We start from the raw sequence: 16,272 nt of genomic DNA, 5'->3' as shown, positions 1-16,272 counted from the left end.
GATGCAGGCCTATTCGGGCCCGACAGCCCCGTCGGCGGGCCATGAGGTGTCGCCAATCCGCTGCAGGTTCATTTCGAGGAACTTGGTGCGGGGCTGGTCACCAAACTGCATGTAGCCGATTTCCACCCACGTGCCGTTCTGCACGACAGCTTCATAAGTGAAAGTCATCGGGCCACTCTCGACCCCCCAGTGAAAACCGTCCTCGGTCACCTTGAACCACGGCCTTGCAGTCATCCCGCGTGCGGTCGAGGTCATCACATATTCGTCGGCCGTAGCATCATAGGTGATCATGGCGACCGCATTGAATTCGAGGCTGCCATCCGCGCCGTAGCCGCGCCCCTCGATGATCCGCGCGACCCCTCCGGCCATCGTGCCCACACGCTCGGTCTGGGTCAGTTCGACCTCGCCCATCTGACCGGTCGAGATGGCCGTTCCGCGCCATTCCCCATCCATGAAAGCGAAGCGCTCCATTGCGGCCTGCTGCTCGGCCTGCATCGCCTCCAGATCGGGCATCTGCGCCGATACGCTCGATGCGATCGGAACTGTGGTGAGCAGCGCACCCCACATCATGGCGCCGACAATCCATTGTTTCGGCCTGAACATTCCCGTCTCTCCCTCTTGTCATGGTTCCCACATGTGGCACGATCCTGCCCATGCGCCTGATCACCACCAGATTCATCGCAGATCGTACGCTTCGCAAGCACGGTTTCGTGAACCGCGCGCGTGGCTTCGCGAACTGGCTGGCGAACGGACCGGGCATGCCGTTGCTGCCCGTAATCTCTTTCGGGGGTGCGCTGATCGGTACGGTCGCAGGTGCTTTCAATACGGGCGAGCTTCCATTCGGACAGCGGCTTGCCTTCTGGCTGATCCTGATGGGTATGGAGGCGATCAAGTGGCTCGGCTGGCTTCGCTGGCAAGTAAAGCAGCCGCGCGACTACTGGCGTGCGGCGCTGATCGGCACGCCCTTGCTGGGGTTGTTCATCCCGCTGGAAATCGCCGCAGCATTCTGGCTGGTCGGGATCGGACCGATGTTCGCAATCGCGCCGGTCCTGTTAAACGTTGCGGTCATCGGCGTGGCAGTATTGCTCGTAATTCTCGTCGTACTGCGGCCATGGCGCGACGCCCGCGAGGCAGCCCCCACCCTGTTGCAGAAGGAAGGCGTGGCGCAAGCCGATATCCTCGCCGTGTCATCCGAAGATCATTATTGCAGGCTTTACCTTGCCGGCGGCAGCGAACGGCTGATCCATGCGCGCCTTGTCGACATCGTGGAGTTGCTCGACCCGGCAGCAGGGACCCGGATCCATCGCAGTCACTGGTGTTCCGATAAGGCGGTTACGGCTTCACGGCGCGCGGGGCGCGGCTGGGAACTGATCATGCCTTCCGGCGCGGCTTTGCGCGTCAGCGCAACATATCGTGAGGAAGCGCAGCGGCGCGGCTGGCTCAGCCGCAACCGCCTTGTCGACTAGCGCAGGTTCACCACGTTGTCCGTCTCCGGGCGGACACGGCGGCCATCGTAGAGGCTCAGCATCGGGTCGTCTTCGACCACCACCTGCTGCGTCGCGCCGAAACCGTTGAAATCGGTCTTCATCGCTGCGCCATAGGCGCCCAGCATGCCGACTTCGATATAGTCGCCAGCCTTGATGTCGGCGGGAAGCGCGAAGGGCCCTTCCATGTAGTCCGCATCGTCGCAGGTCGGGCCATAGAGCGCGAAATCCTCGGCAGGGGCATGCTCTTCGTGGTCGAGCGCGCGGACCGGGAAGTTCCACCCCAGGTGGGCCGCATCGTACAGCGCGCCGTAGGCACCGTCGTTGATGAACAGCTCTGCCCCGCGGCGCTTTTCCACCCGCGCGAGGAGCGAGGAATACTCCGCGCACAGCGCCCGGCCGGGTTCGCACCATAATTCTGCCGAATAGGAAATCGGCAGCGATTCCGAGGCGCGGAAGATCACGTCGAAATAATCTTCGAGCGGCGGCGGCTCCATGCCCGGGTAGATGCTCGGGAAGCCCCCACCCACGTCGATGATGTCGATGACAACGGACGACGCGACGATGGCCGCACGCGCACGCTCCATCGCCTGCACATAGGCGAACGGGGTCATTGCCTGGCTGCCGACATGGAAGCACACGCCCAGCCAGTCGCAATGCTGGCGGGTCTGCTGCAGCAGCAAGGGCGCTTCGGTCAGGTCGGCGCCGAACTTGCTCGCGAGCGAGAGTTCGGAAAATTCGCTGGAGACGCGCAGGCGCACCAGCAGCTTCAGGTCCTTCGCCGGAGTCCCGTCGGGACCGCGGCACGCATCGACGATCTTCGCCAGCTCTTCCTCACTATCGAGGCTGAAGGTGCGGCAGCCGTGCTGGTGGTAGGCCTCGGCAATCGCGCTCTTCGGCTTGACCGGGTGCATGAAGCACAGTTCGGCCTGCGGAAGCACGCTGCGCACCAGCCGCGTCTCGACGATCGAGGCGACATCGTAATGCGTGATCCCGTTATCCCACAGGATGCGGATCAGGTCGGGCGAAGGGTTGGCCTTGACCGCATAGAGCGAGCGTCCGCGAAAGCTATCCGCGAAGAAACGCGCAGCGCGCGCCGCAGCGTGCGGGCGGTTCAGGATGACCGGTTCGTCCGGCGCGAAAGCCGCGACTACAGATCGAGCGTCAGGATAAGTGGCCAATTCAAGGGACCCCCAAAACGGTTAGGTTTCAGACAAGGGCTGCCTTGCGGTAAGAGTCCCCTTGGGGCAGCGGAAGCGCGCATCTAGAGCCTTCGCGCAGCATTGCAAGAGAATTCGTGCATACAGCGGTTTGGTGATTCAACGCTGTCAGGCCGATGAGTTCCGAAATGGTCTGCAACCGGGCGGTGAAACGGCTCACTATGCCCGGATCATTCTGCTGCAGCGCGTTCCCTCAGGTGCTGCGCGACGTTCTTGTACTGCACCTCGAAGGCAACGAGTTGCCTCAAAAGGTAGCGTGGGGTGACCCCGCCTTCGAGCCTGACATAGCGCCTATAGAACACGTTCTTTTCCGGCCCCAATGTCACGATCTTGATGCCGGAAAATCCCCGATTGGCATCCATCAGGACCGATTCTGGAGGCGCGACGAGTTCACCGTCCGGGCGCAGGATCACGATGGCCGCGCATCGATTACCCGGTTCGCGATCGCATTGTTCCAGCTGGACATAGAAGGCGGGATCTTCGCCGCCCTGAATGCGAAGCAGCTTCGTTTCCTCGACTACGGCGAGCACGCGATAGTCGGCGGCTTCCAAAAAGCTGTGCAACTCCGGCAAGGTCAGCGTGTCGATCAACTGCACCTGCTTTTGGCCGGGGGCTTGCGCCGATGCGGTGGCGTTTGCGCCCAGCGCCAGAGCCGCCGCAGCAAGAATGGTCAGGTGCTTCATCGGATCGGTCCTCCCCCGAACGGTCCGGCCGGTCAGCTCAGCCGGTTGCGAAACTCCTCGTACCCGAAGCGTTTGACGCAATCGAGCGTATCGCTGTCGCTGTCCCACAACCAGATCGAGGGCAGCGGGACGCCATTGAAGGTGTTGGTCTTGACCATCGAATAATGCGCCTGGTCGAGGAAGGCGATCCGCTGTCCGGGCTCGTTTGGCACAGGCAGCGAATATTCGCCGATCACGTCGCCTGCCAGGCAGGACGGGCCGCCAAGGCGCACCGGCTCGCCGCCAACCTGCTCGCCCAGCATCGCGGGCCGGTACGGCGCTTCGATCACGTCGGGCATGTGGCACGTGGCCGAGATATCGAGGATCGCGAGCGGCCCGACGTTCTCTCCCGTGTCGAGGATCGTGCCCACCAGGATCCCCGCATCCAGTGCCACCGCCTCGCCCGGCTCGAGATAGATTTCCGCGCCCGTATCCTCCTTCGCGTCGCGCAGGAACTCGATCAGCTCCTCGCGAGCGTAGTCGGCCCGCGTGATGTGGTGCCCGCCACCCATGTTGATCCACTTGAGCTGGCCGAAGAACGGCTCGATCGCGTCGAACACCCGGTCCCACGTCTGGTGCAGCGGCTCGAACCCCTGTTCGCACAGGTTGTGAAAGTGAATGCCCTCCACGCCCTCCATGTGCTCCTCGGTCAGCTGGTCGAGCGGGAAGCCGAGGCGGCTGCCGGGCGAGGACGGGTCGTAGCGCGGCACCTCGCCGGTCGGTACTTGCGGGTTGATCCGCAAACCCACGTCGAATGCGCCGCCGCTGGCACGCGCCTGTTCCAGTATCAGCGCGGCGCGGCTCATCTGGCCGGGCGAGTTGAAAATCACGTGGTCGGATAGCCGCGCGACTTCCTCCAGCTCATCAGGCTTGTAGGCCGCGCAATAGGTGCTGATCTCGCCATCGTAGAACTCGCTGGCGAGGCGCGCCTCCCACAGGCCGGACGTGCACACCCCATCCAGATATTCGCCGATGATCGGCGCGGTGCTCCACATGCTGAACGCCTTCAGCGCGCTCAGCATCTTGATATCCGCCTCGTCGCGGATTTCCGCGAGGATCTGGCAATTGGCGCGCAGCTTCGCCGCGTCCACCACGAAGGCGGGCGTATCGACGCGAGAAAGATCGAATTGGGCGAAGGCGCCCGGATCACCGGCTTTTGTTTCCATGGCCGCCAGATAGGGAATCTGGGCGCAGCTGTCATCGTGTCAGGTCATGCGTCGGTCGACGAATTGTGACTGGCGCGGCGATGAGTGCTATATGAGCGTTAAGGGATCGGGTTCGCACATAACCGAGGGGGACGGAGAATGCTCCGCATATCGGCGATATTTCTGGCACTGGCGGCAATCTTGGCGCCAGCAAGCGCGCAAGAACTGGACGATTTCGTCAATGACGAGATGCGTAAGTCTGCCCTCCCCGGCCTCGCATGGGCGGTCGTGGATGGAGGAAATCTTACCACCGGCGCGCACGGCGTCGTCGCAAAGGGAACGGATGCCCCGGTAACGGACGAAACGCGTTTCCTGATCGGGTCGATTTCCAAGAGCTTCACCGCCTTGGCGATCATGCAGCTCGTCGAAGCGGGCAAGGTCGAGCTCGATGCGCCGGTATCCCGCTATCTCCCGCTGTTCGAGGAACGGCCGGCGGGCGACATCACGATCAGGCAGTTGCTCAGCCACACCAGCGGTTTTTCGACCCTGCAGGGTAACAGCGCGCCCGAGGAGAGCGAGACGGGCAGCGATGCGATCGCACGCCGCACCGCCTGGTATGCACAGCAGACGCCGGATTACCTGCCCGGCACACGCTGGGACTATTCCAACGCAAACTACCTGATCCTGGGCCGGGTGATCGAGGCCGCGAGCGGTGCGCGGTACGCCGAATACATCGCCAGCAACATCTTCGAGCCGCTCGGCATGGAGCACAGCTACGTTTCGGGGAGCGGCAAGGAAGGCCCGCTTGCGCAAGGCCACGTGCCCTGGTTCGGATCGATGCGCGCAGTGGATGCCGAAAGGCCCGGGCTTGGCTCGGCACCGCAAGGCGGGATCGTCTCCACTGCCGGGGATATCGGCCGCTACCTGCGCATGATGCTGAATGGAGAGGACGATCTCCTGAGCGCGGCGGGCAAGGCGCAAATGCTGGAGCCGGCCAGCGACGCATCGCCGGGCTATGGCCTCGGCTGGATGCTGAATGGCGAGGAACAGAGCGCCTATCACACCGGGCTGAGCCCCGGGTTCGAGACGATCGCGGCGATGATCCCGAGCAAAAAGCGCGGCGTGGTCGTGCTGACCAATGGCGGCAGCGGGATGGGCTTCGCGGAGACGGTTCAGCTGCGATACGGCACGGTCGCCTTGGCCCTGGGCCAGCCACCACTGGGCGATACCGGGCGCGGCATGCGGATCGTCAATTTCCTCCTGATGGCGTTGGCGCCGGTCGTGCTCCTGCTGGCGATCGCCTGGGCCTGGGTGAAGCGCGACGCGCTGCGCGCCAAGCGGACCAGCAGGGGCGGCCAGTTCAGCCTGTGGTTGCCGCTATTCGCGATGGCGGCGGTGGGATGGGTCTGCGTGTCGATGATCCCCGCGCTGTTCGGGGTCTCGCTCTCGACCCTGCGGCTCTACCAGCCGGACATGGCGCTGCTGCTGCAGGCAACGGCGGTGCTGGGTGTGGTGTGGGCGGTGGCGAGGTTGGGAATCGCCTATAGTAGTCGGTCGGCGCGAGAATGAGGCGACTTGACCCGGTCGAGACCCAGGCAGAAGTTTCTCGCAGAGGCGCAGAGGAAAGAGAGACGGGGAGAAACTATCCCGAATTGTAGTCGTTCGCCACGCGGCGGATGCCGTCCTTCATCGTGGCGCGAGAGAAATTGAGTAGAAGCCCTACGGGCTGTTTCATCAGCCGAAGATAGGTGACCAACTGGCGAACATGCGTCTGGTTAAGACGCTCCACCGCCTTTACTTCGAGGATGAGCCGACCCGCGACGAGAATGTCTATCCTGAATGCCGCGACGAAGGCGTGGCCGTCGAACTCGATGGGAACGGCCACTTGGCGTTTGACGCGCAATCCGCGCCTCTCGAGCTGACCCGCAAGAATCACTTCGTAGACATTCTCGAACAGCCCGGGACCGAGCTCGCGGTGTATCGCGATACACTCATCGACCACCATCCCGGATATCTCATCGATCTCCACCGCCCTCCCCCCTTCTCCCTGTCTCTCTGTCCTCTGCGCCTCTGCGAGAAACCGAAGCCTAGAACCCCACCGGGCCGTCCAGCTCCTTCACGTTCCACGGCAGGCCGTGCTGGTTCAGCATCTCCATGAAGGGGTCGGGATCGAACTGCTCCATGTTGAACACCCCGTCTCCGTCCCAGGTGCCCTGCACCATCATCGCGCTGCCGATCATCGCGGGCACGCCGGTGGTGTAGGATACCGCCTGGTTGCCGGTTTCCTCGTAGGCGGCTTCGTGCGAGCAGATATTGTTGATATAGAACGTCTTCTCGCCGCTGCCATCCAGCGCCTCGCCCGTCGCGATCACGCCGATATTGGTCTTGCCCTTGGTCGTCTCGCCCAAGGTTTCCGGCTTGGGCAAAACGGCGGCGAGGAACTGCAGCGGGATGATCTCGCGGCCCTGGTATTTCACCGGCTCGATGCTGGTCATGCCGACATTCTGCAGCACGGTCAGGTGCTTGATGTACTCATCGCCGAAGGTCATCCAGAAGCGCGCGCGCTCCAGCTCGGGCACGAACTTCGCGAGGCTTTCCAGCTCCTCGTGATACATCATGTACATGTTCTTTTCGCCGACTTCCTCGAAGTCGAATGCGACCTTCTTGCCCATCGCCGGGGTCTCGACGAACTCGCCGCCTTCCCAGTGGCGCGCGGGTGCGGTCACTTCGCGAATGTTGATCTCAGGGTTGAAATTGGTCGCGAAGGCCTGCCCGTGGTCGCCCCCGTTGCAGTCCAGAATATCCAGCTGGCGGATCGTCTTCAGCTTGTGCTTCTTGAGCCACATCGTGAACACGCTGGTCACGCCCGGATCGAAGCCGGAGCCGAGCAGCGCGGTCAGCCCGGCGTCCTTGAACCGGTCGTGATAGGCCCACTGCCAGTGGTATTCGAACTTGGCTTCGTCCTTGGGCTCGTAATTCGCGGTATCGAGGTAATCCACGCCCGCTTCGAGGCACGCATCCATGATGGGAAGATCCTGGTAGGGAAGCGCGAGATTGACCACCAGCTTGGGCTCGATCTTGCGGATCAGGTTGACCATCGCGGGCACTTCTTCGGCGTCGATCTCGTAGGTCGAGATATCGACTCCTGTGCGATCCTTCACCGAAGCGGCAATCGCATCGCATTTCGATTTGGTGCGGCTGGCGAGATGGATATCGCTGAAAATCTCTGCATTCATCGCCATCTTGTGGACGCAGACCGAGCTGACGCCCCCTGCCCCGATCACCAGTACCTTCGCCATGCTTGTTCTCCGAATTCGAATCCTTGGGCGCGCCTTTAGCCAAACGATGGCGGGGCTCCAAACGATCCGAAATCGTCAGGGCCAATCTGCGCTTTCCTAATCGGGTGCAGAACGACTATCGGGGCTCCATGAGCATCCGCGCACGCACCCTTCACGGCCCGTCGATACGCGCGGATAATCGGGCCGGTTTTTCCACCTTAAGACACTGTGTCAGGTGTGTCAGGGAGACTTGGCAATGAACCGGGAACCTACCGCAGACGGCGTACGCAACGCAGCCGCCAGCATCGCGCAAATCCTGCCTCCAACGCCGCTGTTGCCGGTCGAAATCGACGGAGTACGTTGCTGGGTAAAGGCGGAGAGCCTGCAACCCATCGGCGCGTTCAAGATCCGCGGCGGCTGGTGGCGACTCTCCAACCTTGGCGACGACGAGCGCAAACGAGGCGTGGTCGCGGTCTCCAGCGGCAACCACGCGCAGGGTGTTGCATGGGCGGCAAGGAAGCTCGGCATCGAGGCCGCTATCGTGATGCCCCGCGATGCTCCCAAGGTGAAGCTGGAGGCGACCAAGGCGCTGGGCGCGGACATCGTGCTCTACGATCGGCCCGGCGAAGATCGCGACGAAGTTGCCGCGCGCGAGATCGAAGCGCGCGGCGGCGCGGTACTCGTCCACGCTTTTGCCGATCCTTGGGTGATCGAAGGGCAAGGCAGCGCGGGAATCGAGATTGCCGAGCAGCTGGGCAAGCAGCCTCCGCTGATCCTCGCCTGCTGTGGCGGCGGCGGGCTGACGGCAGGGCTCTCCCTCGCCTGCCCGCAAAGCGCGGTGGTCCCCGTCGAGCCCGTTGGATGGGATTTGGTCGGGCAGGCGCTGCTGGCAGGCCACATCGTTCCCGCCGCGCCCGATGCGCCGCGCACGATCTGCGACGCGCTCCAGCCGCCAGCAACGAAGCAAATCAACCTCGACGTCCTGCTGGGTCGTTCCGATCCCGGCGTCGCCGTCACCGACGAGGAAGTACAGGCCGCGCAGCGCTTTGCCTTTGCCAAGCTGGGCCTTGTCACCGAACCCGGCGGTGCGGCGGCCCTTGCAGCGGCCCTCGCGGGTAAGGTAGCGCTGCCCGACGATACCACGATCATGGTAACCGGTCGCAATACGGACCCCGCCGCATTCGCCGCCACGATCGCCCCGAGCCGATAACGGAGTACCCCATGCCGCAAGGCGAAACCCACATCATCGACCGATCGGTGGTCCGCAAGAGCTCCGGCCTGAAGGACACGCTTCTCGACAAGGCATTCGCCACCGCATTTCGCGGCCTGGTCTATGCGCAGATCTGGGAAGACCCCGTGGTCGACATGGAAGGGCTCCAGATCGACGAGGACAGCCGCGTGCTGTGCATTGCCAGCGGCAGCTGCAACGCGCTGAGCTACCTCACCGCCAACCCGGCCGCGATTACGGCAGTCGACCTCAACCGCGCGCATATCGCGCTGGGTCGCCTGAAGATCGCGGCGATCAACGCCCTGCCCAATTACGACCTGTTCCGCCGCTTTTTCGCGCATTCCGACTACAAGGAGAACGTGGCGATCTACAAGGATCGGATCGCCCCACTGCTCGACGACGAAAGCCGCAAGTACTGGGAGGGGCGCGACATTCGTGGCCGTCGCCGGATCACCCAGTTCCAGCGAGGTATCTACAAGCAGGGGCTGCTGGGCAACTTCATCGGCATGGCGCATCTGTTCGCCAAGCTTTACGGCGTGGACCTGCGCAAGGTGCTGGAAGCGCCGACGGTGGAAGAACAGCGGGCCATCTTCGAAAGCGAGTTGGCCCCGGTGTTCGACAAGAAGTTCGTCCGCTGGGTCACCAACCAGCCTGCATCGCTGTTCGGCCTCGGCATTCCCCCTGCGCAGTACGACGCACTGGCGGGCGACGAGAAAATGGCCGAGGTTCTGCGCAAGCGGCTGGAGAAACTGGCCTGCGATTTCGACGTGAAGGACAACTACTTCGCGTGGCAGGCGTTCAACCGCGGCTATTCCAAGGAAGAGAGCGCGTCTCTGCCGCCCTACCTGCAACGCGAGAATTACGCAGACCTGCGCGAGCGAGTTGCCAAGCTGAGCGTGCAGCGCGCCAATCTCGCCGAGTTCCTCTCCGCCCAGCCTGCGATGAGCCTCGATCGCTATGTCTTCCTCGATGCGCAAGACTGGATGGACGACCACCAGCTGACCAACCTGTGGCGCGAGGTCACGCGCACAGCCCGCAAGGGTGCCCGTGTGCTGTTCCGCACTGCCGCCGAGCCCAGCCTGCTGCCAGGGCGTGTGCCGAACGAGATCCTGGGCCAGTGGACCTATCACGACGATCTGTCGAAGGACCTGACGCAGCGCGATCGCAGCTCGATCTATGGCGGCGTCCACCTGTACGAGCTGGCGTAATGGGGGGCGAACCCGGACAAGTGCGCGACCACGCGGCCCTGATGGATTCAATCTATCGGGGCCAGAAGTACATCTACGACATCACGCGCAAATACTACCTATTCGGGCGTGACGAGTTAATCCGCGGGCTCGATTGCCAGCCTGACGATGCAGTGCTGGAAATCGCATGCGGTACGGGGCGCAACCTCGCCAAGATACAGCGCGCCTACCCCGGCACACGGCTGTTCGGGATCGATATCTCGGCCGAAATGCTGAAAAGCGCGGCGGGCAAGCTGGGCACCAGAGCCATCCTTGCCCCTGGCGATGCGCGTAACTTCGATGCGCGCGCAATGCTGGGCCGCCCGACATTCGATCGGGTAATCCTGTCCTACTCGGTCTCGATGATTCCGGACTGGGAGAAAGCGATGCGTCATGCCGCGACATTGGTGGCACCGGGCGGATCGCTGCATGTCGTGGACTTCGGCAGCTACAGCGCGCGCGAAACGCTCGGTGCGCGCATCCTCAGGTGGTGGTTGAAACGGTTCCATGTCGCACCACGCCTGAACCTGCCCGAGGTCGCGACCGAGCTGGGCGCCCTGCCCGGCTGGCGGCGCGACGGGCGCGATGGCATGGGCGGCTATTACCGGCTCGAGCGTCTCTACCGCGAGGGTGAGCAGGGCGATTGACGGTGCGAGCCTCCGACCGTACGTTTTGATAGAAAACTGATTTCAGGGAGAGGAATCAATGCAGGCACAAATGCTCGCTCCAGCCGCGGTGCTCGTCGCCTGGTCGCTGGTCATGCTGATCTGGATGGCGGCAACCCGGCTTCCGGCGATTGCAAAGGCCCCCGGTGGTCTCAAAAATGCCAAGCCCGGCGGACGCGGCCAGGATCTCGAAGGCGTCCTGCCTGACCGGATCAACTGGAAATCGCACAATTACGCGCATCTGATGGAGCAGCCCACGCTTTTCTATGCCGTGGTCGTGATCCTCGCACTGATGGGTGCAAGCCCTGTCGATGTGCTGCTCGCGTGGATCTACGTGGGCCTGCGCATTGTCCACTCGATCTGGCAGGCAACCGTGAACATCGTTACGGTACGCCTCCTGATCTTCCTCGTCTCCACCGTCGTGCTCGCCATGCTGGCGGTCCACGCACTTGTCGCAACTCTGGGAGCACCCGCATGATCGGAATGGACATCCTGCAACCCGCCGTCGCGCTGATGATCTGGACGATGATCGTCTGGGTATGGATGTACGCGACGCGTATTCCGGCCATGCAGGCCAGTAAGGATATCGACGTTGCGCACCTCACCGGTGGCACAGGCAAGGATCTGGACCAGCTCCTGCCGGCACGGGTGCAGTGGAAGGCGCATAACTACAACCACCTGCACGAGGCCCCGACCGTGTTCTACGCAGTCGCCATCGTACTCGCGATTATCGGCGCGGGCGATGGCATTCCGGCCCTGCTCGCCTGGATCTATACCGGCCTGCGCGTGATCCACACGCTGGTACAGGTGACCGCGAACAAGGTGATGGTCCGCTTCGTACTGTTCGCCCTGTCCAGCGTGGTGCTGATGGCGCTGATCGTAGTCGCGGCGGTGCGGGTGTTCGCCTAGGCGATCACTCCGCCGCTTCGACCGCGGGCATGTCCTTTGCGTAGTCGAGTGTCGCAAGGAACCGCTCTGCATCGAGTGCCGCCATGCAGCCCGTTCCCGCTGCGGTGACCGCCTGCCGATAGGTGTGGTCCATCACGTCGCCGCACGCGAACACGCCGGGAATTTCGGTCTTCGGGGTGCCCGGTTCGACCAGCAGGTAGCCGCTTTCGTCCATCGGCAGCTGGCCGGTGAACAGCTCCGTCGCCGGAGCATGACCGATCGCGACGAAAGCCCCGTCCACCTCCAGCGTTGATTCCTCGCCGGTTTGCGTATCCCTAAGGACGAGGTGATGCAGGGCCCCGTTCTCGCCCGCCTCGAATCGCTCGACCGTCTTGTTCCACATGGGCGTGATCTTGTCCGAAGCGAACAGGCGTTCCTGCAGGATCTTCTCGCTGCGCAGTTCGTCACGGCGGTGGATCAGCGTGACGTCGTCCGAATGGTTGGTGAGGTACAGCGCTTCCTCCACCGCGGTGTTGCCGCCGCCGATTACTGCGACCTTCTTGCCGCGGTAGAAGAACCCGTCGCACGTCGCGCAGGCCGACACGCCCTTGCCGCCCAGCTCCTGCTCGCCGGGCACACCCAGCCACTTGGCCGAAGCGCCGGTCGCGATCACCACGCAATCGCCGATATACTCGTCGCCAGAATCGCCCACGGCGCGGAACGGAGGACCGGACTTCAAATCGATCTCGACGATCGTATCCCAGTGCATCTTGGTGCCGACATGCTCCGCCTGCGCGCGCATCTGCTCCATCAGCCACGGGCCCTGGATCACGTCGGCGAAGCCGGGGTAATTCTCGACATCGGTGGTGATGGTCAGCTGGCCGCCGGGTTGCAGGCCCTGGACCATGACCGGCTCCAGCATGGCACGCGCACCGTAGATGGCCGCGCTGTAGCCCGCGGGGCCAGAACCGATGATGAGCATCTTGGTGCGGTGCGTCGCCATGTGCGCGCGTCTCCTGTCCGTCTGAAGTATTAGCCTGTGAATATGGGGATCGCCCCCCGAAGAGTCACGTCACGAACCGCTCGCTTAGGGCGTCTCTCAACCGGTCATCCACACCAATCGCTTGCTCTAAGAAGCTATCGAGCGAGCCCCACTCGGCATCGACCACTTCCATGAAGCGATCGAAATACGCCTCGCGCACCTCCATCAGTTCGGCCACGGCATCGCGAGGCAGCGGCCCCAGCCGCGCTTCGATCCCCGGCAGCGATTGGCGCTCGAGGATTTCGTAAGTCGGCGCATCATTCGTGCGCAGGAACTCGGCGAGCATGTCCGCCCGCGACACTCCCAGGATATGGTGCAGCAGCGCGGCGGCGATGCCTGTGCGATCCTTGCCCGCAAAGCAATGGACCAGGCTGGCGCCTTCACGCGAGGCAAGCGCATGCAGGTACTGCCCGAAGATCGTCTGCATTGCCGCGTTCTGCGGCATCCGCGTATACACCCCCAGCATCCGCTCACGCGCCGACTCGGCGGTCAGGTCGAACCTTGCCTCCGGCTCGTGCGGGGGGCGCGAGCTCGTTTCGCCATCGTAGAACACGACCTCGCCGTCCCACAGATCGGGGCGACGACAAGGATGACGCTCCCGCTCGCCATTGCCGCGCAGGTCGACCACGGTGCGGATGCCGAGATCGGCAAAGGTCGCAAGGTCCGCCTCGCTCGCCTCGACATGCTGGCCCGAGCGGTAGAGCAGGCCGGTGACCACCCTGCCCCCGCCTTGCGTCGGATAACCGCCGTAGTCGCGAAAATTGTGGATGCCTTCTGTGGCGAGGAAGGTGGGGGAGGATTCGGCCATGCCGGATCAGGTGGCAGGCAGCCCTCGATGGCGCAACAGGCGACGATCCATTTCAAACCGAAACTCTTGCCAAATCCATCTTCATGCCCGAACCAAGCGCCAACGAATTGGGAATGAGGAACCGAGCGCCATGGCCGATTACAACACCATCCGTGTCGACCAGACGGGGGGCGTCGTCACCCTGACACTGAACAAGCCCGAAAAGATGAATGCGATGAGCACGGATATGGCTGCGGAGATCACGGCCCTGTTCGATGCCTTGCCCGGAATGGGCGCCCGGGCCCTCATCATCACCGGCGAAGGCCGCGGGTTCAGTTCTGGCGCGGACCTCAGCGGTCGCGGCTTCGATGGTGGCAAGCCGGGCGATGCCTCGCGTCGGTCTCTGCAGCATCATTATAACCCGCTGATGCACGCGCTGGCTGGGCTCGACATACCCGTTGTGACGGCAGTGAATGGCGCGGCAGCGGGGATCGGCTGCACGCTGGCGCTGTCGGGCGACCTGATCGTGGCGGGCAAGTCCGCCTACTTTTTGCAGGCTTTCGTCAATATCGGGCTCGTCCCCGATGGCGGCGCAACCTGGGTGCTGCCCAAGTCGGCGGGCATTCCAGCGGCGATGGAAGCGATGCTGCTAGGCGAGCGCATCCCGGCAGAGCGCGCCTACGAACTCGGCATGGTCAACCGCTGCGTAGAGGACGACGCAGTGTTGGACGAGGCGCGGGCTCTCGCAGAGCGGCTGGCAAATGGCCCAACCGTGGCAATGGGCCTGATCCGCAGGCTGGTGCGCAATGCGCAGTCGAGCAGCCTGTCAGACGCAATGAATGCCGAGGCCGAAGCGCAGCGAGTCGCGGGCAATAGCGAGGACTTTATCGAAGGCGTGACGGCGTTCCTCGGCAAGCGCGAGGCGCAGTTCAAAGGAAAGTAGCACAAGCCATTCGGAGCGATCCGTTCGCCCTGAGCCTGTCGAAGGGCTGCACTTTTTTCGGGCGCGGATTTCAAAAGAAATGCAGTGCTTCGACAAGCTCAGCACGAACGGAATTAAATCAATTTCCCGACCGGGCAATTAAACTCCGCGCCTGTTTCAGGTGCGGGATATCGACCATCTCGCCATCCAGTTGCAGCGCGCCTGTATCGGGATTCGCCTCGAACAGCGCGACGATCCTGCGTGCACGTTCCAGCTCTTCATCGGATGGAGTGAAAGCGCGATTGATCGGCCCGACCTGTGCCGGGTGGATCGCCATCATCCCGCGAAAGCCCACTTTGCGCGCGTCTGCCGGCACCTTCGCCATCCTCTCGGCATCGCGGAAATTGGGATCGATCGTCTCGATCGGAGCGATCCCTGCCGCATGCGCACCCGCCAGGCAGAGCGTTCGGGCGAGTGCGAAGGGCTCGAGCAGCTGGCCATGGGCGTCGCGGTTGGCCGATGCGCCGAACGCCGCAGCAAGGTCTTCCGCGCCCCATGTCAGCGCATCGAGCCGGGGCATGCCCGCATAATCGCCCAGCCGGAACAGAGCGGGCGCGGTCTCGGTCGCGACCACGATCATGCGGATCGACTCGCGCTCGATCCCTGCCGCGGCCTCCAGCGCAGTGAGGTAATGGCCCAGCAAGACCGCCTCATCCGGCGTTGCCTTGGGCAGCATGATCCCGTCTGGCCGATGCTTCACGATGGCAACCAGATCGGTCAGCGTATGCGGCGTATCGAGTGGATTGACGCGAACCCATAACGGCTTGCCACGCTCACTCTTCTCCAGCGCTTCGGCCACATGCACGCGCGCCTCCGGCTTGGCGCTCTCGGCAACGGAATCTTCAAGGTCGAGGATGATGAGGTCCGCGTCGCCACCCAATGCCTTTTCCAGCTTGCGAGGGCTGTCTCCCGGCACGAACAGCAGGGACCGCGCAGCCCACGGGCGAATATCGGATTGAGGCAAGGAACTGGTCATGTCACCAGCCCTAGCGTGCCCTTCGCCCGCTCACCAGTGCATGAAGCGGGCTAGAGGCGGCACTGTACGCTGATATTGCGGGCAATGGCCTTTCGCCGCTGCGGGTGCGCGCGATCCTGCGCGGACCAGTCGACCTGGTAATCAATCGATTCATAGATGGTGTCGCGCGGAGTCCATGAATCGGCGCATGCCATCCGTGCCGCCATCTCGACCCTTTCCGCCAGTTCCCGGCGTGCGGCATCACGATCTTCGAAGTAGCCGCTCTCGACTCCGTTGCTCACCTGCACCAGTATCGCCCGCTGGGCTTGCTGCGCTGATGCCGGACTGGCGACGAATGCGGTGAAACCGATCGCGTAAGCCAGCTTCCTGAACATGTTCCTATCCCCCTTCGCGATCGGCCAGGGATCGCGCGGAGGAAACGTTGCAAGCGAAGCGGTTCTGGTCAAGTTTGCCCCGAACGGCTGGCGCACAGTGAAACGCCCGATAGCGATGGATGGACGTGCATCTGCAAGCGACCGGACCGAAATACCTGTCTCGACCGCCCCCGCTCCAGTGCCGCGAAAGATTTTGCGAGCCATGGCGGCAATAGTAGCGTAAGGGGCCTCCAACTGCGCCGGACGCAAAGAACC

Annotated in this window: 18 protein-coding genes; 8 read left to right on the top strand and 10 right to left on the bottom strand. The window is 63.3% G+C overall.

Features of this window, described 5'->3' with window-relative positions; all coding sequences use genetic code 11:
- Positions 1–9: 9 nt before the first annotated feature.
- Complete coding sequence (locus tag ACEQXE_RS02140; RefSeq protein ID WP_370177239.1) at positions 10–603, bottom strand: hypothetical protein; 594 nt, start codon at positions 601–603, stop codon at positions 10–12.
- Positions 604–623: 20 nt separating this feature from the next.
- Between ACEQXE_RS02140 and ACEQXE_RS02135 the strand changes: the two genes are divergently transcribed.
- On the top strand, positions 624–1,466 hold the full coding sequence (locus ACEQXE_RS02135; protein WP_370182805.1) for a LytTR family DNA-binding domain-containing protein: 843 nt from the start codon (positions 624–626) through the stop codon (positions 1,464–1,466).
- Here ACEQXE_RS02135 and ACEQXE_RS02130 read toward each other — a convergent pair.
- The 3 genes from ACEQXE_RS02130 to ACEQXE_RS02120 all read right to left on the bottom strand — a co-directional run bounded on the left by ACEQXE_RS02130 (position 1,463) and on the right by ACEQXE_RS02120 (position 4,592).
- The gene (locus ACEQXE_RS02130) at positions 1,463–2,665 is read right to left on the bottom strand and encodes a type III PLP-dependent enzyme (RefSeq protein WP_370177237.1); all 1,203 of its coding nucleotides are present in this window, start codon (positions 2,663–2,665) and stop codon (positions 1,463–1,465) included. The genes ACEQXE_RS02135 and ACEQXE_RS02130 overlap by 4 nt on opposite strands.
- 209 nt (positions 2,666–2,874) lie before the next feature.
- Positions 2,875–3,387: a hypothetical protein gene (locus tag ACEQXE_RS02125; protein ID WP_370177236.1), complete on the bottom strand. Its 513-nt coding sequence runs from the start codon at positions 3,385–3,387 to the stop codon at positions 2,875–2,877.
- Positions 3,388–3,419: 32 nt separating this feature from the next.
- Positions 3,420–4,592 (bottom strand): carboxynorspermidine decarboxylase, encoded by a 1,173-nt coding sequence (locus ACEQXE_RS02120; protein WP_370177235.1) that lies wholly within the window; start codon positions 4,590–4,592, stop codon positions 3,420–3,422.
- A 138-nt stretch (positions 4,593–4,730) separates the two neighbouring features.
- On the opposite strand from ACEQXE_RS02120, the gene ACEQXE_RS02115 reads away from it, so the two are divergent.
- A complete protein-coding gene (locus tag ACEQXE_RS02115) occupies positions 4,731–6,140 on the top strand; it encodes a serine hydrolase domain-containing protein (RefSeq protein WP_370177234.1) in 1,410 nt (469 codons plus the stop codon).
- A gap of 73 nt (positions 6,141–6,213) precedes the next feature.
- Here the strand turns inward: ACEQXE_RS02115 and ACEQXE_RS02110 are convergent, their stop codons facing one another.
- Together ACEQXE_RS02110 and ACEQXE_RS02105 are read right to left on the bottom strand one after the other, a co-directional pair.
- A complete protein-coding gene (locus ACEQXE_RS02110) occupies positions 6,214–6,600 on the bottom strand; it encodes a GxxExxY protein (RefSeq protein WP_370177233.1) in 387 nt (128 codons plus the stop codon).
- Between the two features lie 58 nt (positions 6,601–6,658).
- Positions 6,659–7,870, bottom strand: a complete 1,212-nt coding sequence (locus tag ACEQXE_RS02105; RefSeq protein ID WP_370177232.1) for a saccharopine dehydrogenase family protein — start codon at positions 7,868–7,870, stop codon at positions 6,659–6,661.
- 235 nt (positions 7,871–8,105) lie between these two features.
- On the opposite strand from ACEQXE_RS02105, the gene ACEQXE_RS02100 reads away from it, so the two are divergent.
- From ACEQXE_RS02100 to ACEQXE_RS02080, 5 genes are read left to right on the top strand one after another with little or no spacing between them, the layout of a single operon-like run.
- Positions 8,106–9,059: a threonine/serine dehydratase gene (locus ACEQXE_RS02100; protein WP_370177231.1), complete on the top strand. Its 954-nt coding sequence runs from the start codon at positions 8,106–8,108 to the stop codon at positions 9,057–9,059.
- An 11-nt stretch (positions 9,060–9,070) separates the two neighbouring features.
- Complete coding sequence (locus tag ACEQXE_RS02095; protein WP_370177230.1) at positions 9,071–10,285, top strand: DUF3419 family protein; 1,215 nt, start codon at positions 9,071–9,073, stop codon at positions 10,283–10,285.
- A 41-nt stretch (positions 10,286–10,326) separates the two neighbouring features.
- Positions 10,327–10,950: a class I SAM-dependent methyltransferase gene (locus ACEQXE_RS02090; RefSeq protein WP_370177229.1), complete on the top strand. Its 624-nt coding sequence runs from the start codon at positions 10,327–10,329 to the stop codon at positions 10,948–10,950.
- 58 nt (positions 10,951–11,008) lie between these two features.
- Positions 11,009–11,446: an MAPEG family protein gene (locus ACEQXE_RS02085; RefSeq protein ID WP_370177228.1), complete on the top strand. Its 438-nt coding sequence runs from the start codon at positions 11,009–11,011 to the stop codon at positions 11,444–11,446.
- The gene (locus ACEQXE_RS02080; RefSeq protein WP_370177227.1) at positions 11,443–11,877 is read left to right on the top strand and encodes an MAPEG family protein; all 435 of its coding nucleotides are present in this window, start codon (positions 11,443–11,445) and stop codon (positions 11,875–11,877) included. Before ACEQXE_RS02085 ends, ACEQXE_RS02080 begins: the two co-directional genes overlap by 4 nt.
- Before the next feature lie 4 nt (positions 11,878–11,881).
- Here ACEQXE_RS02080 and trxB read toward each other — a convergent pair whose 3' ends face one another.
- Both trxB and ACEQXE_RS02070 read right to left on the bottom strand, forming a co-directional pair.
- Positions 11,882–12,859, bottom strand: coding sequence for a thioredoxin-disulfide reductase (gene trxB / locus ACEQXE_RS02075; protein ID WP_370177226.1), 978 nt, complete (start codon positions 12,857–12,859; stop codon positions 11,882–11,884).
- Positions 12,860–12,923: 64 nt separating this feature from the next.
- On the bottom strand, positions 12,924–13,706 hold the full coding sequence (locus tag ACEQXE_RS02070) for a tyrosine-protein phosphatase (protein WP_370177225.1): 783 nt from the start codon (positions 13,704–13,706) through the stop codon (positions 12,924–12,926).
- A gap of 130 nt (positions 13,707–13,836) precedes the next feature.
- Here ACEQXE_RS02070 and ACEQXE_RS02065 point away from each other — a divergent pair, with 130 nt between their 5' ends.
- Positions 13,837–14,628 (top strand): enoyl-CoA hydratase-related protein, encoded by a 792-nt coding sequence (locus ACEQXE_RS02065; protein ID WP_370177224.1) that lies wholly within the window; start codon positions 13,837–13,839, stop codon positions 14,626–14,628.
- 118 nt (positions 14,629–14,746) lie between these two features.
- Here ACEQXE_RS02065 and ACEQXE_RS02060 read toward each other — a convergent pair whose 3' ends face one another.
- Together ACEQXE_RS02060 and ACEQXE_RS02055 are read right to left on the bottom strand one after the other, a co-directional pair.
- Positions 14,747–15,643 carry a CoA ester lyase gene (locus ACEQXE_RS02060; RefSeq protein ID WP_370177223.1) on the bottom strand — a complete coding sequence of 299 codons (897 nt, stop codon included), beginning with the start codon at positions 15,641–15,643 and terminating at the stop codon, positions 14,747–14,749.
- A 50-nt stretch (positions 15,644–15,693) separates the two neighbouring features.
- On the bottom strand, positions 15,694–16,017 hold the full coding sequence (locus ACEQXE_RS02055; RefSeq protein ID WP_370177222.1) for a hypothetical protein: 324 nt from the start codon (positions 16,015–16,017) through the stop codon (positions 15,694–15,696).
- Positions 16,018–16,272: the final 255 nt, after the last annotated feature.

Origin of the sequence: Alteriqipengyuania sp., from assembly GCF_964222115.1 — a bacterium.
Lineage (GTDB): Bacteria > Pseudomonadota > Alphaproteobacteria > Sphingomonadales > Sphingomonadaceae > Alteriqipengyuania.
This window is presented reverse-complemented; position numbering and strand designations above follow the sequence as displayed.